Raw genomic sequence first — 16,530 nt, forward strand, 5'->3', positions numbered from 1 at the left:
TTTACTCCTCGTCCGCGTCCGACTCTTCGTCGCCGTCGTCGTCGTCGTCGACCGTCTCGGCCCGCTCCGAGAGGTCGGCGTCGCCGCCGGCGGATTCGATCTTTTCGACCGCGCTCGCGGTGAACGCGTCGGCGACGACGGACAGTTCGTTCCGGACCTGCCCGTCACCGAGCACCTTCACCACGTCTGCGTCGTAACCGTCGTCGGCCACGTCGCGGGCGTCGATGCGGTAGCCACCGTCCGTCTCCTCGGCGAGGCCGTCGGCCGCGTACAGCGAGGCGTTCTCGTCGAGGGTCTGGACCGTCACCTCGCGCACCTCGTCCTGCACTGCGTCGGGGCGCGTGAAGCCGTGTTTGCCGAGCGGTTCGTAGTTGTGGAACTCGTGTTTGTCGCGACCCGCTCGCCCGCGGCCACCACGGTGTCCGGCACCGCGCCGGTTCTTGTGGGTACCGCCGCCGTGGGTCCGCGACCCGCGTTGGCGTTTTTTCTTGTCGCTCATCGCATTGCCTCCAGCAACTGGTCGATCTCGTCGGTCGAGTGCACGCCGATCTGACCGCTCTCGACAGTCGGATGTTTGACGCCGTCGTGGCCGCCGCGTGGCGGATGCAGCCGGATCGACGGGGCGAGACCCTGCTCTCGCAGCGTCGTCTCCTCGTCGACCAGCGCGGCCGCCAGTTCGTCGGCGTCGGCGTAGTCGGTGTTGTCCGCGAGCCACTCGTCCGTGACGTCGGCCGAGCCCTCCTCGGGGTCGGCGCGCCGCCGGATCAGCGTCGCGACGACGTCGGCCGACGGTTCCCCGTGGGCCACGTAGTCGTTGACCTTCGTGATCATCCCGCGGTAGGTGTCGGTCTCCGGGACGAACGTACACTGGTTGACGCCGTGGAGGTTGAGCATCTCCAGGGTGTCCTGTACGTCGCCGGCGATGTTGATCTCGCCACGGAGTTGGACGAGCGCTTCCATCACTCGCTCACCTCCGTCTCGCGCTGCTTGCGGCGCGCCCGCTCGGGCGTCCGCGACTGCGAGGCGTTCCGGAGCGCGTTGTACGTCGCCTTCGCGAGGTTGACCGTCGTCCGGGTGTTGCCCGTGGACTTCGTCCAAGCGTCTTGGATGCCCGCGAGTTCGAGGATGTTCCGCACCGTCGGTGCGGCGGCCAGCCCGAGCCCCTGTGGGGCGGGGATGACCTCGACCGTAACGGAGCCGGCCTTACCCGTCGCCTTCCGCGTCAGCGAGTTGACGCCGCCGGCGCGGTCCTCCCACGACCCGGAGCCGCGGTCGACCGAGATGATGTTCAGCTTCGCCACGTCGATGGCTTTCTGGATCGCCGACCCGACCTGATCGTCGCGGCCCTCGGCGTAGCCGAGGAAGCCGTCGCGGTTCCCCACCGCGACGACACACCGGAACTTCACCCGGCGGCCGGAGTCGGTCATGCGCTGGACCATGTTGATGTCCAGCACTTCGTCGTCCAGCCCCGGCAGGAGCTGGTCGACGATTTCGGCCTCCTTCAGCGGGAGGCCGGAGTCGAGCGCCGCCTGCATCGACGTGATGTCGCCGTCCTGTACCTTGCGGCCGAGCCGCGTGCGCGGTTCCCAGCCGTCGCCGTAGTCGTTACTACTCATGGTCCTCGATCAGTGTTTCGCGCACTTCGTCGAAGTGCTCGGGGAGGTCCGTCGCGTCGAAGTCGCCGCCGTACAGCGGTTCGTCGAGCTGTTCGGCGTAGTCGGCGATGTGCTTGCCGCGGTTGCGCGACCAGTCTGCGAGGACGTCCTCGCTGTGCGGGATTTCGAGTCCCGCGTCGATAGCGCCTTCCTGTACTGCGAACACCTTGTTACCCGGTGTGGCGGTGTTGAGACCGACATCGAGGACGGCCTCGGTGAGGCCGGCCTCGATGGCGCGGGTCCCCGCGAGGAGTCCCGTGAGGTACGCACTGGGGAGATTGCCCGTGGGGGCCTCCCAGCCGTACTCCGCGAGGTCCTCGGAGGACGCGGCCGCGTGGGTCTCGTCGCCGTCCGGACCGGGGGTGATCAGCTGCGCCCTGACGTGCCTGTTGCTCACGCGAGCGACCAGGCGCGGCTTGCCGGATTTCAGCAGGCGCAACCTCTGGTGGTAGTCGGTTCGGTCCTCGCGGCGACGCCGCATCGGGACCTTGTATCGTGGGCCTGTTGCCATCAGTCGTTCACCTCTACGTCGTAGTTGTTCTCGATGTACGCTTCGAGTCGCGCCACGCTGTCGAACTCGCCACCGCTCGCCTTGTTGTAGAGCGTGCGGTACTGGGTCCGATCCAGCGGGCCGTCGTCGCGCAACTCGCGCAGGCGACGCCGCTGGGCGCGGATACGACTCGTCCAATCCTCCTTGCGGTCTTTCCGTGCACCGGCGGTCCCCTTCCGGGAGCCGGCACCGGTTCCGTGGCCGTAGGCTTGCTTCTCCGCCCGTTCGCGGGCGCGACCGCGCGAGTTGTTCGACGTGCCCTTGGACTGGATCGTGCCCTCGTCGACGAGGTCACGAATGTCCTCGCGGGTGATCGCCTCCGCGATTTCGCTCTGGGCCTCGGGGTCGAACCAGACGCGGTCCTTGCCCACGTCGAGGACGTCGGAAGCGAGCCGTTTCTGTGCGCTCAGATCCGTCATTTGGCTTCCTCCTCGGAGTCGACGTCGACTTCGATGTACGTCGGGTTGAGGACGCGAATCTCGCGGTCCTCACAGACGTCTTCGATGCGTTCGCGCTTGCGCCCACCGACGCCGCTCGCGATGCGGACGGCCTCACGGTCGGGGTCGATGCCCTCGAGGTCGTCCGCGTTGTGGACGCGGACCTCCTCGAAGCCGCTGGGGTGCAGGCCACGAGCGGCCGTCGGCGAGCGGTAGCCCGCCTCGACGGTCGCGCCCTTGCCCTTGATCCCGCGGCGCTGTTTCGAGAGCTGTCCGCGCGGCTTGCGCCACGACGGGTCGACGCGTTTTTTCTTGTGGTGGTCCTGCCGGTTGAACTGCGGCTTGCCCTCCCGGCGCTTCTGGACGAGCGCTCGGGCGGCGTCCGCGTCGAGGTCCGGCGTCTTGTCGGCGTGGCCGCGAGGACGGAGTTCCGTCTCCGTCTCCTCTTCGGCCTCCGCCTCCTCCGTCTCCTCTTCGACCGCCGCGTCGGTCTCCTCGGAGACTTCCAGCCCACCGACGTCGGCCTTGATCCGCGCTGCGAGCGCGTTGCCGACGCCGTCGATGTCGGCCAGTTCCGACTGGCTCGCGGCCTTGAGGTCCTCGACGGACTCGTAGCCGGCGTCGGCGAGTGCCTCGGCCTTGGAGGAGCCGACGCCACCGATGTCCTCGACCTCCTCGATCTCGGGATCGTCGTCTGCGCTCATCTACGCCCCACCTGCCTGTGGTTTCTGCGTGATGTAGACGCCGTCCTGGAAGACGCGGGTGTCCTTGTCGGGCACGCGCGTCAACTGTTCGATGTCGGCGGCGGTCTGCCCGACAGCCTCCTTGTCGGGGCCGGAGAGCGTGATCTCTTCGCCGTCGACCTGTACCTCCGTGTCGCCGCGGATCGGAACCGTCCGCGGCGCGCGTTCGCCGAGGAAGTTCTCGATGACGACCTCGTCATCCTCCACGTTGACCTGCATCGGGAAGTGGGCGTAGAAGATCTCCATCTCGTACGCCCAGCCCTCGGTCACGCCGTGGAACATGTTCTCGACGTGGCTTTCGAAGGTGCCGATCGTAGCGCGCGTGTTGGCGTCGTCGGCGTCGCTCTCGATGGCCACGTGGCCGTCCTCGACCACGACCGACACGTCGGGGTACCAGAGGCGTCGCGTGACGCTCCCGTTCGGTCCCTCGACGGTCAGATCGAGGTGGTCGACCTCGGCGGACACGTCGTCCGGAATCGCGATTTCGGTTCGGTTCATTGTGTTAGTAGACGTACGCGATCACCTGGCCACCGATGCCCTCTTCGCGGGCCTCGTAGTGGCTCATGACGCCGTGGCTGGTCGAAACGACGAGCGCCCCGTAGTCGCGGGCGGGGAGATACCGCTTCTCCCACTTTTCGAACTCGTCGGCACCCGCGGAGTAGCGGGGCTTGACGACGCCACAGTGGTTGATCGCACCTTTCAGTTCGATCTCGAAGCGACCGGATCTGCCGTCGTCGACGAACTCGAATCCGTCGATGTACCCGCGGTCGTAGAGGACCTCGAGTACGGAGCCGATCACGTTCGAGGCGGGCTGTACCGTGTGGGACAGATGTCCCACGCTCTCGGCGTTGTCGAGCCCCGAGAGCGCGTTCGAGAGAGGGTCGTTCCCAGCCATGCTTATCGATACTTCCTGAATCCCATGTCACGTGCGACCTCGCGGAAGCACTGCCGGCACAGGTAGATGTCGTACTTGCCGACGAGTCCCTGCTTGCGGCCACACCGGCGACACTGGTGTCGCTCGTCGGTGCGGGGCGTGGCGTGCTCTCCGGTCACGTCGCGGTCGTTCTGGGTCGTTGTCTCACTTTCGCTTTCGCTCATTCCGTTACCTCCACGTCGAAGGTGTCTTCGACGAATGCGACCGCGTCGGCCGCGTCGAGTCGGTGCCCCGACGGGATCGATCGCGACATCTTGTCCCGCTTCGCGACCCGGTAGCCGGGGCGAACCAGGTTGACCGTCACGTCGAGCCCGTAGATACCGATGTTCGGGTCGTACTCCTGGCTCGGGAACGCCGTGTGTTCCTCGATGCCGAAGCTGACGTTGCCCGTCTCGTCGAACTGCGAGGCAGAGAGGTCCACCAGCGGCAGCGCCGTCCGGAGGAACTCTTCGGCCTCGTCGCCGCGGAGCGTCACCTTCGCGCCGATGGGGTCGCCCTCGCGGATGTTGAACTCCTGGACCGTCCGCCGGGCGCTCGTTCGCACGCTCTGCTGTCCGGTGACGTCCTCGAGGATGTCCTCGGCGTCCGCGAGTTCGCGGCCACCTTCGCCGACACCCATGTGGACGACGACCTTCTCGATGCGCGGTTCGCGCATCTCGTGGAAGTCCGCCCTGGACTCACTCATTCGTCGTCACCTCCGTCGGACTCCGTCCGACTTGCTGCCGACTCGTCGTCGGCACCTCCGTCGGTGAAGTTCTCATCGATCACGACGACGTACTCCTCGATCGTCTCGAAGCCGTCGCCGTCGTCCTGCGTGACGGTGACGGCGTTGTCGCCGCTACCGGGCGTGACGGTGATCGTGTCGATCTCGCCGATCTCGCCGGCGTGACTGCCGGCGACGGCGGTCACGAGCGCGCCCTCCTCGTAGACGAAGTGGGCAACGATCTCCTTGGTCTCGTTGTCGATCACGAGCGATTCGCCGGGCGAGTAGGTCCCAGCCTCCGCCTCGTCGACGCGAAGGGTCGCGCCGTCGTGGAGGGTGAGCTGGAACGCACCGCCGGTCACCTGCGTCTTCCGAACGATCTTGCCGAGGCGGCTGTCCGCCGCGTCGGCGTCGATGGGCGTCAGCGCGAGCCGACCGCCCTCGTCGGGGAACACGCGGTAGAACTCCTCGCGCTCCGCGAACGCCAGGATGTCGAACATCCCGATCGGTCGCTCGACGTCGGAGACGGCGTCGCCGTTCACCAGGACGCTGTCCTGATTGAGTGCGTAGTTGGCCTCCTTGCGGGAGTCGGCGTAACCGAGCACGTCCCGCAGGACGATCAGCAGGGGAACCCCCGCCTCGCCGTGCGGGCCGGCTCCGGCCTTGACCGTCCACGTCGCAGTCTTCCGTTCGACCGGCCAGGATTTCGGCACCGAGAGTCGTTTCTGGTGTCGCGTCATTCGCTATCCTCCTCCAGGCGCGCCTGCCGCCGTTCGTCCTCCAGGTCCAGGTCGGTCACGCGAAGGTTGCTCGCGTCTAGGGGCCGGGGCACTTCCTCGCCGTCGGCCTTCTCGACGGTCACGTCCTCGACGTGGACGACCTCCTCCGCGAGGTCTACGGCGATCACTTCGGCTTCCTCGCCGGCGTGGTCGCCGCGGAGCACCTCGACGGTGTCGCCCGCGTTGACGCGGACGTTACGCTGCCCGTACTCCTCGCGGAGGTCGTCGGCCAGCGTCGCACGAACCTGGTCGTGTCGCTCGTGCAGGGGCGCCGTTCGCTTCCGTGTGCGCTCTTTGTGTGGCTGTCGAGTCATACGATCATGGTCGCTGTCGATGCGATGCTCCCGAAGCGTTCGGCGACTTCGCGCGCGACGGGACCCTTGATCTCGGTCCCGCGAGGCTCCTCCATGTCGTCGATGACGACGGCGGCGTTGTCCTCGAACTTCACGCGCGTGCCGCTGGGGCGACGGATGGGCTTGCGCTGGCGGACGACGACCGCCTCCAGCACCTGACGCCGCATCTCCGGCGTACCCTTGGTGACCGAGACGGTCACCTTGTCGCCGATGCCCGCTTTGGGGTGTCGGTTCTTCGTTCCGGAGTAGCCCGCGACGCTGATGACCTTCAGTTCGCGCGCTCCGGTGTTGTCCGCACAGTTGATGAGCGACCCCTTGGCGAGGCCACGGGTGACGTCGGCCTTCAGCGCCTCCATCACTCGTCACCTCCCAGTCGCTCGACGACCACGTGTGATTTGGTCTTCGAGAGGGGTCGCGTCTCCGCGATCCGGACCGTGTCGCCCTCCTCGAGGCCCAGGCACGGGGGTGCGTGGGCCGGGATGCGACTCCGGCGTTTCATGTATCGGTCGTACTTGGGAACGCGAACGTCGTACTCGCGTTCGACGACGACCGTCTTTTCCATTGCTGTGGAGGCGACCGTGCCCTCCAGCGTCTGTCCGCGCACGGCCAACGAGCCGTGGAACGGACAGTGCTGGTCGGAGCAGGCCTCCTCCGGTTCGGTTACGTTCAGTCCTATCGCCATGTGGGTTCACCTGCCTTCTCGGTTCGCAGTTCGGGTCGTGAGAGCAGTCGTGCGCCATCCACCGTAACGTAGGCCACGGCCTCGCAACCGCCCGACTGACTGGCCCGGAGGCCGGCAGTTTCCGACGGAAGTTCGGTCGCGGTCCCCGACGCCTTCCCGGCGTCGGCGGCTTCATCTGTGCGCTCGCGTGGCAGGGCAAATTCGAACGTCGCTCCCCGCTTGGGGAGTTGCCACACCCGATCCCCCTCGGCCAGCGACAGCGTCCGCATCGTCTCGCTTACGACGCGGCCGCCGATCCCGACGGCGTCGGGATTCGTCGACTCGACGACCCGCGCGTGCAGGCCGTTGAGTTCGTGTCTGGTCAGGGTCTCGGGTGTGAGCGCCATTATTCGAAGTCGCCTTCCTCGCCCTGGATCGTCTTGATCCGGGCGATCGTCTTCTTCAGTTCGCTGATGCGCGAGGGACTCTCGGGCATCCCGCCGGCGGCCTGGACGGCCTTGGCGTTCAGCAGTTCCGTCTCGAGGTCCTCGAGTTCCGCCTCGCGCTCTGCGGGCGTCATGTCGCGGATCTCCTCGACGTGGAGGATCGCCATTATGCGTCCTCCTCCTCGTCGGCGTCCGCGTCTTCCATCTCCTCGACGAGGTCCGCGGCTTCGTCCATCGTCTCCTCGTCGACGTCCTCGTCGTCGTCGTCAGCGTCCTCGGCCTCGTCGGCCTCGTCCGCGTCCTCCGGCTCCTCCTCGTCGGGGAGTTCCTCCTCGACGACTTCCTCGACGATCTCCTCGTCGAGGCCCTCGTCGAGGTCCTCGGGCGTCTCGGTCGGGACGTCGACGTCCTCGTCCTCGCCGACGTCGGGGATCTCCTCGGGCTCTTCCTCGAGGAGGTCCTCGACGCCCTCGCCGGTCTCTGCGGCCTGCTCGACGGGTTCCACGTCGGCGTCCTCGGCGATCTCGAAGTCGTCGGGCAGTTCCGCGCCCGGCGGGATGATCTTCACCGTCACGCCGATGGTGCCGAGTTTCATCACGGCGACGCCCTGTCCCTCGTCGACGATCGACTCGGCGGGTTCGCCGTTGTGCTTGATGTAGCCGCGGTTGAACTTCTCGACGCGGCTCCGTGCGCCGGTGACCTTCCCGGAGAGGACGATCTCGGCGCCGAGTGCGCCGGCCTCCATGATCCGGTCGATGGTCGTGTGACCCGCCTTGCGGAAGTACCAGCCGCGCTCGAGGGCGTTGGCCAGGCGGTCCGCGACGATGCGGGCGTTGAGGTCCGGTTCGTCGACCTCCTGGACGTCGATCTGGGGGTCGTCGAGGTCGAACCGCTCTTCGAGTTCGGTGGTCACCTTGCGGATATTCTTCCCACCCTTGCCGATGACCATGCCGGGCTTCTCGGCCTTGAGGACGATCTGGGTCCCCATCGGGGTCTTGGCGACGTCCATGCCGCCGTAGCCCGCACGGCCGAGTTCGTCGGCGAAGAACTCGTCGATCTGGGAGCGCTGCAGCCCGTTCTCGATGAACTGATGTTCGTCAGCCATTATTCGTCGTCCTCCTCGATGATCAGTTCCACGTCACAGAGCGTGGTGTTCCACGGGTCCGCGCGACCGAACGCGCGGGGCTTGCGGCCCTGGCGCTCGCCGACCTTGTGGGCGGCGACGTGTTTGATCGTCATCGACTCGCCGTCGAACCCCTGTTCGTCGGCGTTGTTGCTCGCGTTCGTGAGCAGTTTCTGGAAGTCCTTGCTGGCCTTCTCGGGGTAGCGACCGGCGTCCCAGCCGTCGATGTCGCTCCGGTGACCGACACCGGTGTTGTGCTGTTTGAACGGGACCGACCGCTCTTCGTCGATGACTGCCTGGAGGTACTCCTGGGCGTCGCCGACGGTCATTCCCTTGATCTGCCGGGCGATGGCCTTGCTGTGCTTGATGCTGATGGGCCGCTCTCGGAGCATCGCCTTGGCGGTCGTCTCCGGGTCGGCCTCGACGCTGTAGTTGATTCCCATGTGTTACTTGAGTGGCACGAACTTCGAGGACCGTGTCGCGCCGATACCGGCCTGCCCGTGTTCGACCGAGGTCCGGGTGAGCTGGAACTCGCCGAGGTAGTGTCCGATCATCTCGGGTTCGACCGCGACGCGCTGGAACGCCTGGCCGTTGTACACCTCGAAGGTCAGTCCGACCATCTCGGGGACGATCGGCATGTCCCGTCGGTGGGTCCGGATGGGGTCGTTGGCCGTCTCCTCCTCGCCGGCCTCGCGGGCGCGGTCGAGGAGCTTCTCGTGTTCGAGCGACAGGCCTCGAGTGATGGTTCGCCGCTGTCGAGCGGGGAGCAGTTCCGCGACCTCGTCGAGCGACATTGACTGCAGCTCGTCGAGCGTGTGACCGCGGTAGGTGAACTCACCTTCGCGGCCGGTTCGGTATTCGGAACTCATTATTTGTTACCTCCGCGACCGGTTCGCTTCGAGGCGATGTCGCCCACTTTCCGTCCCGGCGGGGCATCCCGTGAGACGGACTTGGGCTGGCCGGGGTGCTGGCGGCCGCCGCCACCGAACGGGTGGTCGACGGCGTTCATAGCCACCCCGCGAACCCGCGGGTACTTCGTCCCTCGGGCTTTCATCTTGTGGTGCTTGTTGCCGGCCTTGACGAACGGCTTTTCGGTTCGCCCGCCGCCCGCGACCACGCCGACCGTCGCCCGGCAGTCCGGGTTGAGACGCTTGACCTGGCCGCTCGGCAGTTTCACGACCGCGACGCGTTTGTCGTGAGTCATGAGTTGGGCGCTCGTCCCCGAAGCTCGGGCGAACTTGCCGCCGTCGCCGGGGCTACTCTCGACGTTACACACCGGCACGCCCTCCGGGATCTCCGCCAGCGGGAGCGTGTTCCCGGGCTTGATCTCCGCGGAGACGCCGACCTGAATGGTCTCGCCGACGGTCACGCCCTCGGGCGCGAGGATCAGACGTCGGTCGCCGTCCTCGAACTCGACGTCCGCGATCGGTGCCGAGCGCGCCGGGTCGTGTTCGATGCCGACGATTTCGCCGGCCGTCGTGTCGCGCTGTTCGTCCTTCTTGTGCTCGAGATTCGCCTTGTAGCGGTGGCTCGGGGCACGGAACGTCGGTCCCCCGCGGCCACGCCGTTGGCCTTGAATGCGTCGTCCCATCTTAGAACACCCCGATCCGCGAGGCGATTTCCTGTGCGTCGTCGTCCGCCGAGAGCTGCACGACCGCCTTCTTCTCGCCACGGGCGGTGATCTGCGTGTTCACCTTCGTGACCGTCACGTCGTAGCGCGACTCGATGGCGTCCGTGATCTCGGGCTTGTTCGCGTCGATGTCGACGATGAACTGGAGCTTGTTGTCGAAGTCCATCTCGTCCATCGCCTTCTCGGTCACCAACGGGTGCTCGATGATCGAACTCATCGGTCGGCCACCTCCGCCACCGCACTCTCGGTCCACAGCGTGAGTCGGCCGGCGTCGGTGCCGGGAGCGAGCTCCTCGGCGTTGACCTCCGCCGCGGTCGTCACGTCCGCGCCTGCGAGGTTGCGCGCCGCCTTCGACGGCTCCTCGCTCGTCACGAACAGGATCGACGAGGGTTCGCGGTACTTCCGGCCACGGGCCTTGCCCTGTCCGGCCTTGACCGATCGCCCCTCGTCGGCGCGTTCGACGTCCGCGTGGACGCCCAGCGACTCGAGGAGATCGACGACCTCGCGGGTCTTGACCAGGTCCTCGAACTCGTCGTCGACGACCAGCGGGAGGTCGAGGTCCTCGTCGAACTCGTGGCCGCGTTCGGCCACGCGGTCGGCGTCGGTCGTCGCCGCGATGGCCGACCGGATCGCCAGCTTTCGCTCCTTGTCGTTGATTCCCTTGCCCTGGTCCTTCTCCGCTTTCGGTGGGTGTGCCTTGCGCCCGCCGACGGTCTGGGGCACGCGGGCCCCCTGCCCGTTCTCGCGTGGCACATGGGCCATACCGCGGCCGCTACCGAAGGACTCCGCCGGGGTTCGCAGCCCGGCGTAGGGGTCGGCTCCGTACGCCTGCTTTCGGTTCGCCTGTGCGGCCAGGACGGCACGCTTGATGAGGTCCGGCCGGTAGGCCGTCTCGAAGACCTCGGGGAGGTCCACCGTGCCCGCATCCTCGCCGTTCAGATCGCGTACTGTTGCTTGCATTGGTTATCCCTGGTTGGATGCGGTCGAAACGTAGCGCACCTCGGGGTCGAGGCGCGGTTGGTCGGTCGGTCGGATGGCCGGGCGGAAGCGCAGGAGGCGCTGGTCCGGCCCCGGCAGCGAGCCCTTGACGAGCGCGTACGGCCCGTCGACCTCGCCGTAGTTGACGAAGCCGCCGTCGACGGAGGGTTCGTCGCCGTCGCCGACGTCGATCAGGCGCTTGTTGAGCTCCGTCCGCTGGTGGTAGCCCGTCTGCCCCTGCTGGGGAACCGTCGAGCGCACGCGGGACGGGTTCCACGGACCGAGGTTCCCGATGCGTCGTCGCCACCCCTGGCGGGCGTGTTTGCCCTTCCGCTTCTGGACGCCCCAGCGCTTGACCGGACCCTGGGTGCCCTTGCCTTTCGTGATGCCGCTCGCGTCCATGTACTCGCCCGCACGGAACACGTCGGCCATGGCGTGCTCGCCGCCGTCCTCGACGAGGTCCAGCGCGAAGTCGACGCGCTCGTCGAGCGAACCGCCGCCCACGCGCGTCTCCATCACGTCGGGTTTCTTCTTCGGGACGTTCGCCAAATCGCTCGGCGTCGTGTGGGTGATGACCCGCAGGTCGTCGACCGCACCGCGCTCGACGGCCTCGCGGAGCGACTCGGCGTCGTCCTCGAAGCTGTCTTCGGCCGGCAGGTCGAGCGTGCGGTCGAGTTCCGGGTGGAACTCGTCGGTCCACACTTCGGTTGCCGGCTTCAGTCCGTACGACGTCTGTTCGTAGGCTCGCAGGGCGACGGCGCGCATCGGTGGCGTCTCGACGACGGTCACCGGGACCGACTCCTCCATCCCTTCGCGGGGGGAGTTGGCCTCGTCGTTGACCATGACGACGTGGGTCATTCCGGCCTTGTAGCCGGCGAACCCCTGCAGCGCAGGGGCGCCCTCGTCGTCGGGCCACGAGCGGATACGCGGGACTTCGCTGGTCGCGCGCTTGCGCGGGCCGAATCCCATCGAGCCTTTTCGTGGTCTGCTTGGTTGTGGCATGGATTTACTCCGTGAGTGTCAGGGGGGCGAGCGACGCGAACATCGCCTCCTCGGTTCGCACCGTCTCGCTCCCCTGTCGCGGAATCGTATTCAGCCAGAGGTCGAACCCCGGTCCGGGTTCGACGTCCGTGTCGCCCGCTCGGGCGACGTCCTCGACCGATACGTCGAGGATCGCCGGAAGCCCGCGGCCCGGCGCGCCGAAGGCGACGGTCATGTCGCCCGCACGTCCGGCCATGTCGGCCAATCGATCGACCGACAGCGGCGTCCCGTGACGGGACGTCGCGATTCGGAGCCCCGCGTCGGGGCGTCCCAGCGCTTCCGACAGGTCCGCGCGCCGAACCGCGAACCCCGGTGGGGGCTCGTCGACGATTCGGGCGCGGACCGGTTCTCTCGAAGAGATCCTGATGGCGACGCGCTCTCCAACGCTCGCCTCCATCCCGTCAGGGAGGAGGAGGGAGATCGGGTGTTGCAGTGCGCAATTGACCCGAACGCGGCCGTCAGGTCCGACCTCGGTCACGATTCCTTCTTGCAACGACCCCGGACGATCAGGTCCGGAGCCGGTCCGTGACGAGATGCGGAGGGGCGGCAACACGCCGGCGTACTCCAGTTCGTCCCGCCGGCCCCACGCCTCCTTTCGGAGGTAGGGGGGCGTGGCGGCGTACCGGAGCACGACCTCGACGAACCCGCCTCCCCAGCGCCGTTCGCCGTCTTCGTCGGGGAAGACGACGAGGCGGTCCGCCCGGAACACCGTCGCCGCGCGGGCGACGTAACCGAGTTTGCGAGTCGCCTCGCGTTTGTCCTCGGCTTCCCGGACGAGGGAAGACGGCACGAGCACACCGAGCGTCATGCCGGGCCTTTCCGCGTCACGTCACTAGACTGTGCCATTCGTACCGCATCCTCCTGTAAAAGGGTAGCGGAAATCGGTTCGGGCTGTGAGCCGCTCACACGCCGAGAGACGCCGGTTCGTGGGGAGTTCTCGCACGACACGCTCCCCCACGCCTGCCCCGGATTTCGGAACGCTTAATAATCCGACCCCGGTTGGTGTAACTGCGAAGCGCGCTGGTAGTGTAGTGGTATCACGTGACCTTGCCATGGTCACAACCTGGGTTCAAATCCCAGCCAGCGCATTCCTGCGGCCTTCTTCCTCCCGAATTCCGCCGTTTTCGCTGGGAGCAATGAATGTACGTTACAGGTCACGAGGTGGGTTCCAAATCGGAGCCCCGGAGCGGTACAGCGATTAGAAAACATGTCAGGGTCACTTCAAAAATACGTATAAAAAAGTCGGGGAGAGCTAGTCGGTCGCGTTAAGTTAGAGGATGAGGCGGACGAGTTCTGAGTGCTTATGCCAGAATTCGACCGCCTCAACGGATGTATCGAGTGGATCGACTTGTCGTTTGTGGAGCGAAAGCGGACTCCCGAGTGGGCGATTCAAGTGGGCATCCGGTGTCATCTCGCCGGTATGTCAACAAGGGATGCAAGTCAGTTTCTCGATGAGTTGGGAGTCAAACGTAGTCACGTCGCGGTTCACAACTGGGTGCACAAGGCCGATCTACAGCCGATGTCGACGGTGAGTGCGGATCAACTTGCGGTTGACGAGAAAGTGATCCGCATCAACGGCGACGACTACTGGCTGTACGGTGCCGTCGATCCCCAAACAAACGAAATCCTGCAGTTCAGGCTGTTTCCAGCGACGACGAAACAGACGACGCGATGGTTTCTGACCGAACTTCATCGACGATATCGGCTAGATGGCGTCGAATTTCTCGTCGATGACGCCGATTATCTAGTGAACGTCCTCGACGAAGACGGGTACCGATTCCAGATGGTTTCACATGGGAATCGGAATGCCATCGAACGTGTCTTTTGGGAAATAGAACGACGAACCTCCTCATTTGCAACTAGTTTCAGCCATGTCGAACCGCAGACAGCAGAATCGTGGCTCCAAGCCCTCGCCGTCCGGCACAACTCACGCCAAAGTTAACGCGACCGTCGTTGCAGCCCCACACCGGTATCGACCGGTGGGGAGTAGCCGACGGTACGGACGAACCGACTCCGATATTTTAGGCAGACCTAATCGACAGTTACTTTAGGTGGGCCTAAAGAGGGGTCGACATGGAAACGGACGTCTGCGTGATCGTTCCGACGATACGGGAGTACGAGTGCGTGCGGTCGTACGTGGCGAACGCCGAGCGCCACGGCTTCGACACGGACCGACTGGAGTTCGTGTTGGTGACCGAGGACTTCTGTCCGACGGGGGAGATGGAGGCGATGCTCGACGAGTTGGGCGTCGCGGGCGAGGTGTTCGACGGGAGTCGACGCGAGGAGTGGTTCGACGACCACGGCGTCGACGACTACGATCACCTGATCCCGGCCGCGAGCCACGCCCAGACGAGTTTCGGTCTGCTGTACCTGTGGGCCAACGACCACCCCTACGCCGTCTTCATCGACGACGACACCCGTCCCCACGAGACCGTTGACTTCTTCGGCACCCACCTCGACAACCTGACCGAGGAGCGGACCGTCGAGTCGGTACGCTCCGATACGAACTGGGTGAACGTGCTGTACCACGCGGCTGACGACCACGGCCTCTACCCCCGTGGCTACCCCTACTCCGCGATGGACGAGACGGTCGAGACGGGGGAGGCCGAACTCACGGACGTCGTCGCCTCGCAGGGGTTGTGGACGAACGTGCCCGACCTCGACGCGGTGCGCATCCTGATGGACGGCGACCTGCAGGGACAGGCCGAGACTCGGCTCACCGCCGACGACTTCGGGCCGGACTTCGTCGCCGGGCCCGGCCAGTATCTCACCGTCTGCTCGATGAACCTCGCCTTCCGTCGCGAGGTCGTCCCGGCGTTCTACCAGTTGCCCATGGACGACAACGAGTGGTCGGTGGGGCGGTTCGACGACATCTGGAGCGGGGTGTTCCTCAAGCGCGCCGCGGACCTGCTGGACAAACAGGTCGTCACCGGCGACCCACTCTGCCGACACGACAAGGCGCCGCGGTCGACGTTCGACGACCTGCACAACGAGGTGGCGGGGCTGGAACTCAACGAGCACCTCTGGGAACTGGTCGACGACGTCGACCCGGCCGTCGAGGGCCGGGACGCCGACGCCTACGCCACGGTCTTCGCGGCGATGGCCGACGCCCTCGTCGACGCCGAAGCCGACTACCGCAACGGCGACTTTCTCGCCCACGTCGGCGAGTACATGCACGACTGGCTGGACTGCCTCGACGAACTCCAGTCGGCGACGCGGACGGTCCCGGCCGACGACTAGGGGCGGCGGCGAGCGCCGACGCGGACGTTCCGACGCACCAGGCGCTTCCCCGAATCGGCAAGTATAAGTGTTTTAGGGCGGCCTAAATCAACCATGCGCGATAGTCCAAGTTCTCGACGTCGGATACTGCGGATCGGAGGCGCTGCCGGCCTGGCATCGATCGCCGGATGTAGCGGGCTTCTCGGGGGGTCAGAGACCGGCGACGGTGGCGACGGTGGTGACGGTGGCGGCGACACGGTCGGACAGATCGGCTCCGGACGCTCCCCGTTCGGCGAGCGCGACCTCTCCGGCGGCACCTCGATGTCCGAGATGCCCGAATTGAGCGGCGAACTGACCCTCTACTCCGGCCGCGGCGAACCGCTGGTCGGTCGCCTCGTCTCCTTCATCGAGGACCTCTACCCCGACCTGACGGTGCGCCCGCGGTACAACGCGGCGGCGGACCTCGTGAACCAGATCGAGACCGAGGGCGAGAACAGCCCAGCCGACGTGTTCTTCTCGGTCAACGCCGGGTCGCTGGGCGCACTCAAGGACCGTGGGCGGACGGCGGACCTCCCGAGCGAGGTTCTCGACGCGGTCCCCGACCAGTTCCACGACCCCGACGGGACGTGGGTCGGCACGTCCGGCCGCGCACGGACCATCCCCTACAACACGAACGCGCTCTCCGAGTCGGACGTCCCGGACGACATCTTCGCGTTCCCGGAGACGGAGGCGTTCCGCGACGCCATCGGCTGTGCCCCTTCGTACAGTTCGTTCCAGGCGTTCGTCACGGCGATGCGCGCGCTCAACGGCGAGGAGGAGACTCGCCAGTGGCTCGAAGGGATGCTGGAACTGGGACTCGACTCCAACTACGCCGACGAGTTCCTCGTGAGTCAGGCCGTCGCGGACGGTGAACTCCGCGCCGGCTTCGCCAACCACTACTACATCCAGCGAGTGCTCGCCGGCCGACCCGACGCCCCCATCTCCACCGCGTTCACCGAGGGTGATGCGGGTGCCATCTTCAACGTCGCCGGGGCGTGCGTCCTCGATACGGCGTCGTCGCCCGATTTCGCGTCGAACTTCGTCCATCACTTGCTGTCGGCCGAGGCACAGGACTACTTCGCACGGGAGACCTTCGAGTACCCACTGGTGCCGGGCGTCGACCCCATCGGCCGCCTGCCGAGTATCGATGAATTGAACCCGCCCGAAGGATTAGACCTGACTCAGCTGTCCGACTTGGAGGGAACGGTCTCCCTCCTGCGTGACGTCGGAATGCTCTGA

General features: G+C 66.3%; 27 protein-coding genes and 1 tRNA gene. 4 read left to right on the forward strand and 24 right to left on the reverse strand.

What is annotated here, in order from left to right; translation table 11 throughout:
- Position 1: 1 nt before the first annotated feature.
- The 24 genes from NBT81_RS13120 to NBT81_RS13235 are packed head-to-tail and all read right to left on the reverse strand — an operon-like array spanning position 2 to position 12,841.
- A complete protein-coding gene (locus NBT81_RS13120) occupies positions 2 to 499 on the reverse strand; it encodes an uL15 family ribosomal protein (RefSeq protein WP_338739233.1) in 498 nt (165 codons plus the stop codon).
- Positions 496 to 960, reverse strand: coding sequence for a 50S ribosomal protein L30 (locus tag NBT81_RS13125; RefSeq protein ID WP_338739235.1), 465 nt, complete (start codon positions 958 to 960; stop codon positions 496 to 498). Before NBT81_RS13125 ends, NBT81_RS13120 begins: the two co-directional genes overlap by 4 nt.
- Positions 960 to 1,616 carry a 30S ribosomal protein S5 gene (locus NBT81_RS13130; protein WP_338739237.1) on the reverse strand — a complete coding sequence of 219 codons (657 nt, stop codon included), beginning with the start codon at positions 1,614 to 1,616 and terminating at the stop codon, positions 960 to 962. The genes NBT81_RS13125 and NBT81_RS13130 overlap by 1 nt, the downstream gene beginning before the upstream one ends.
- Positions 1,609 to 2,166 (reverse strand): 50S ribosomal protein L18, encoded by a 558-nt coding sequence (locus NBT81_RS13135; protein ID WP_338739238.1) that lies wholly within the window; start codon positions 2,164 to 2,166, stop codon positions 1,609 to 1,611. Before NBT81_RS13135 ends, NBT81_RS13130 begins: the two co-directional genes overlap by 8 nt.
- A complete protein-coding gene (locus tag NBT81_RS13140) occupies positions 2,166 to 2,624 on the reverse strand; it encodes a 50S ribosomal protein L19e (protein WP_338739240.1) in 459 nt (152 codons plus the stop codon). Before NBT81_RS13140 ends, NBT81_RS13135 begins: the two co-directional genes overlap by 1 nt.
- Positions 2,621 to 3,346 carry a 50S ribosomal protein L32e gene (locus tag NBT81_RS13145; RefSeq protein ID WP_338739242.1) on the reverse strand — a complete coding sequence of 242 codons (726 nt, stop codon included), beginning with the start codon at positions 3,344 to 3,346 and terminating at the stop codon, positions 2,621 to 2,623. The genes NBT81_RS13140 and NBT81_RS13145 overlap by 4 nt, the downstream gene beginning before the upstream one ends.
- Positions 3,347 to 3,883 carry a 50S ribosomal protein L6 gene (locus tag NBT81_RS13150; RefSeq protein ID WP_338739244.1) on the reverse strand — a complete coding sequence of 179 codons (537 nt, stop codon included), beginning with the start codon at positions 3,881 to 3,883 and terminating at the stop codon, positions 3,347 to 3,349. It lies immediately after the preceding gene.
- Between the two features lie 4 nt (positions 3,884 to 3,887).
- The gene (locus NBT81_RS13155) at positions 3,888 to 4,280 is read right to left on the reverse strand and encodes a 30S ribosomal protein S8 (protein WP_338739246.1); all 393 of its coding nucleotides are present in this window, start codon (positions 4,278 to 4,280) and stop codon (positions 3,888 to 3,890) included.
- 2 nt (positions 4,281 to 4,282) lie between these two features.
- Entirely contained in the window at positions 4,283 to 4,483 is a 201-nt protein-coding gene (locus NBT81_RS13160) for a 30S ribosomal protein S14 (protein ID WP_338739248.1), read from the reverse strand.
- Positions 4,480 to 5,004 carry a 50S ribosomal protein L5 gene (locus NBT81_RS13165; RefSeq protein WP_338739250.1) on the reverse strand — a complete coding sequence of 175 codons (525 nt, stop codon included), beginning with the start codon at positions 5,002 to 5,004 and terminating at the stop codon, positions 4,480 to 4,482. The genes NBT81_RS13160 and NBT81_RS13165 overlap by 4 nt, the downstream gene beginning before the upstream one ends.
- Positions 5,001 to 5,762, reverse strand: a complete 762-nt coding sequence (locus tag NBT81_RS13170; RefSeq protein ID WP_338739251.1) for a 30S ribosomal protein S4e — start codon at positions 5,760 to 5,762, stop codon at positions 5,001 to 5,003. Before NBT81_RS13170 ends, NBT81_RS13165 begins: the two co-directional genes overlap by 4 nt.
- Entirely contained in the window at positions 5,759 to 6,115 is a 357-nt protein-coding gene (gene rplX, locus NBT81_RS13175) for a 50S ribosomal protein L24 (protein ID WP_338739253.1), read from the reverse strand. Before rplX ends, NBT81_RS13170 begins: the two co-directional genes overlap by 4 nt.
- Positions 6,112 to 6,510 (reverse strand): 50S ribosomal protein L14, encoded by a 399-nt coding sequence (locus NBT81_RS13180; protein WP_092634472.1) that lies wholly within the window; start codon positions 6,508 to 6,510, stop codon positions 6,112 to 6,114. Before NBT81_RS13180 ends, rplX begins: the two co-directional genes overlap by 4 nt.
- Entirely contained in the window at positions 6,510 to 6,836 is a 327-nt protein-coding gene (locus NBT81_RS13185; RefSeq protein ID WP_338739258.1) for a 30S ribosomal protein S17, read from the reverse strand. The genes NBT81_RS13180 and NBT81_RS13185 overlap by 1 nt, the downstream gene beginning before the upstream one ends.
- Complete coding sequence (locus NBT81_RS13190) at positions 6,827 to 7,222, reverse strand: ribonuclease P protein component 1 (RefSeq protein ID WP_338739260.1); 396 nt, start codon at positions 7,220 to 7,222, stop codon at positions 6,827 to 6,829. Before NBT81_RS13190 ends, NBT81_RS13185 begins: the two co-directional genes overlap by 10 nt.
- Complete coding sequence (rpmC, locus tag NBT81_RS13195) at positions 7,222 to 7,428, reverse strand: 50S ribosomal protein L29 (RefSeq protein ID WP_338739262.1); 207 nt, start codon at positions 7,426 to 7,428, stop codon at positions 7,222 to 7,224. Before rpmC ends, NBT81_RS13190 begins: the two co-directional genes overlap by 1 nt.
- Entirely contained in the window at positions 7,428 to 8,366 is a 939-nt protein-coding gene (locus NBT81_RS13200; RefSeq protein WP_338739264.1) for a 30S ribosomal protein S3, read from the reverse strand. The genes rpmC and NBT81_RS13200 overlap by 1 nt, the downstream gene beginning before the upstream one ends.
- Positions 8,366 to 8,827 (reverse strand): 50S ribosomal protein L22, encoded by a 462-nt coding sequence (locus NBT81_RS13205; RefSeq protein ID WP_338739266.1) that lies wholly within the window; start codon positions 8,825 to 8,827, stop codon positions 8,366 to 8,368. Before NBT81_RS13205 ends, NBT81_RS13200 begins: the two co-directional genes overlap by 1 nt.
- Positions 8,828 to 8,830: 3 nt before the next feature.
- Positions 8,831 to 9,253, reverse strand: coding sequence for a 30S ribosomal protein S19 (locus NBT81_RS13210; RefSeq protein ID WP_338739268.1), 423 nt, complete (start codon positions 9,251 to 9,253; stop codon positions 8,831 to 8,833).
- Entirely contained in the window at positions 9,253 to 9,975 is a 723-nt protein-coding gene (locus NBT81_RS13215; RefSeq protein WP_338739270.1) for a 50S ribosomal protein L2, read from the reverse strand. Before NBT81_RS13215 ends, NBT81_RS13210 begins: the two co-directional genes overlap by 1 nt.
- A 1-nt stretch (position 9,976) precedes the next feature.
- Positions 9,977 to 10,231 carry a 50S ribosomal protein L23 gene (locus tag NBT81_RS13220; RefSeq protein WP_338739271.1) on the reverse strand — a complete coding sequence of 85 codons (255 nt, stop codon included), beginning with the start codon at positions 10,229 to 10,231 and terminating at the stop codon, positions 9,977 to 9,979.
- Positions 10,228 to 10,974, reverse strand: coding sequence for a 50S ribosomal protein L4 (gene rpl4p / locus NBT81_RS13225; protein ID WP_338739272.1), 747 nt, complete (start codon positions 10,972 to 10,974; stop codon positions 10,228 to 10,230). Before rpl4p ends, NBT81_RS13220 begins: the two co-directional genes overlap by 4 nt.
- A gap of 3 nt (positions 10,975 to 10,977) precedes the next feature.
- Complete coding sequence (locus tag NBT81_RS13230; protein WP_338739273.1) at positions 10,978 to 11,994, reverse strand: 50S ribosomal protein L3; 1,017 nt, start codon at positions 11,992 to 11,994, stop codon at positions 10,978 to 10,980.
- A 4-nt stretch (positions 11,995 to 11,998) separates the two neighbouring features.
- A complete protein-coding gene (locus NBT81_RS13235) occupies positions 11,999 to 12,841 on the reverse strand; it encodes an RNA methyltransferase (RefSeq protein WP_338739274.1) in 843 nt (280 codons plus the stop codon).
- A gap of 209 nt (positions 12,842 to 13,050) precedes the next feature.
- Between NBT81_RS13235 and NBT81_RS13240 the strand changes: the two genes are divergently transcribed.
- From NBT81_RS13240 to NBT81_RS13255, 4 genes are all read left to right on the forward strand, one after another.
- A tRNA-Gly gene (locus tag NBT81_RS13240) sits at positions 13,051 to 13,121 on the forward strand.
- Positions 13,122 to 13,336: 215 nt separating this feature from the next.
- Positions 13,337 to 13,975: an IS6 family transposase gene (locus tag NBT81_RS13245; protein ID WP_338739275.1), complete on the forward strand. Its 639-nt coding sequence runs from the start codon at positions 13,337 to 13,339 to the stop codon at positions 13,973 to 13,975.
- A 131-nt stretch (positions 13,976 to 14,106) separates the two neighbouring features.
- Positions 14,107 to 15,273 (forward strand): alpha-1 4-glucan-protein synthase, encoded by a 1,167-nt coding sequence (locus NBT81_RS13250; protein WP_338739277.1) that lies wholly within the window; start codon positions 14,107 to 14,109, stop codon positions 15,271 to 15,273.
- A gap of 93 nt (positions 15,274 to 15,366) precedes the next feature.
- Complete coding sequence (locus NBT81_RS13255) at positions 15,367 to 16,530, forward strand: extracellular solute-binding protein (RefSeq protein WP_338739278.1); 1,164 nt, start codon at positions 15,367 to 15,369, stop codon at positions 16,528 to 16,530.

The organism is Haloplanus sp. CK5-1, assembly GCF_037201915.1.
Taxonomy (GTDB): domain Archaea; phylum Halobacteriota; class Halobacteria; order Halobacteriales; family Haloferacaceae; genus Haloplanus; species Haloplanus salilacus.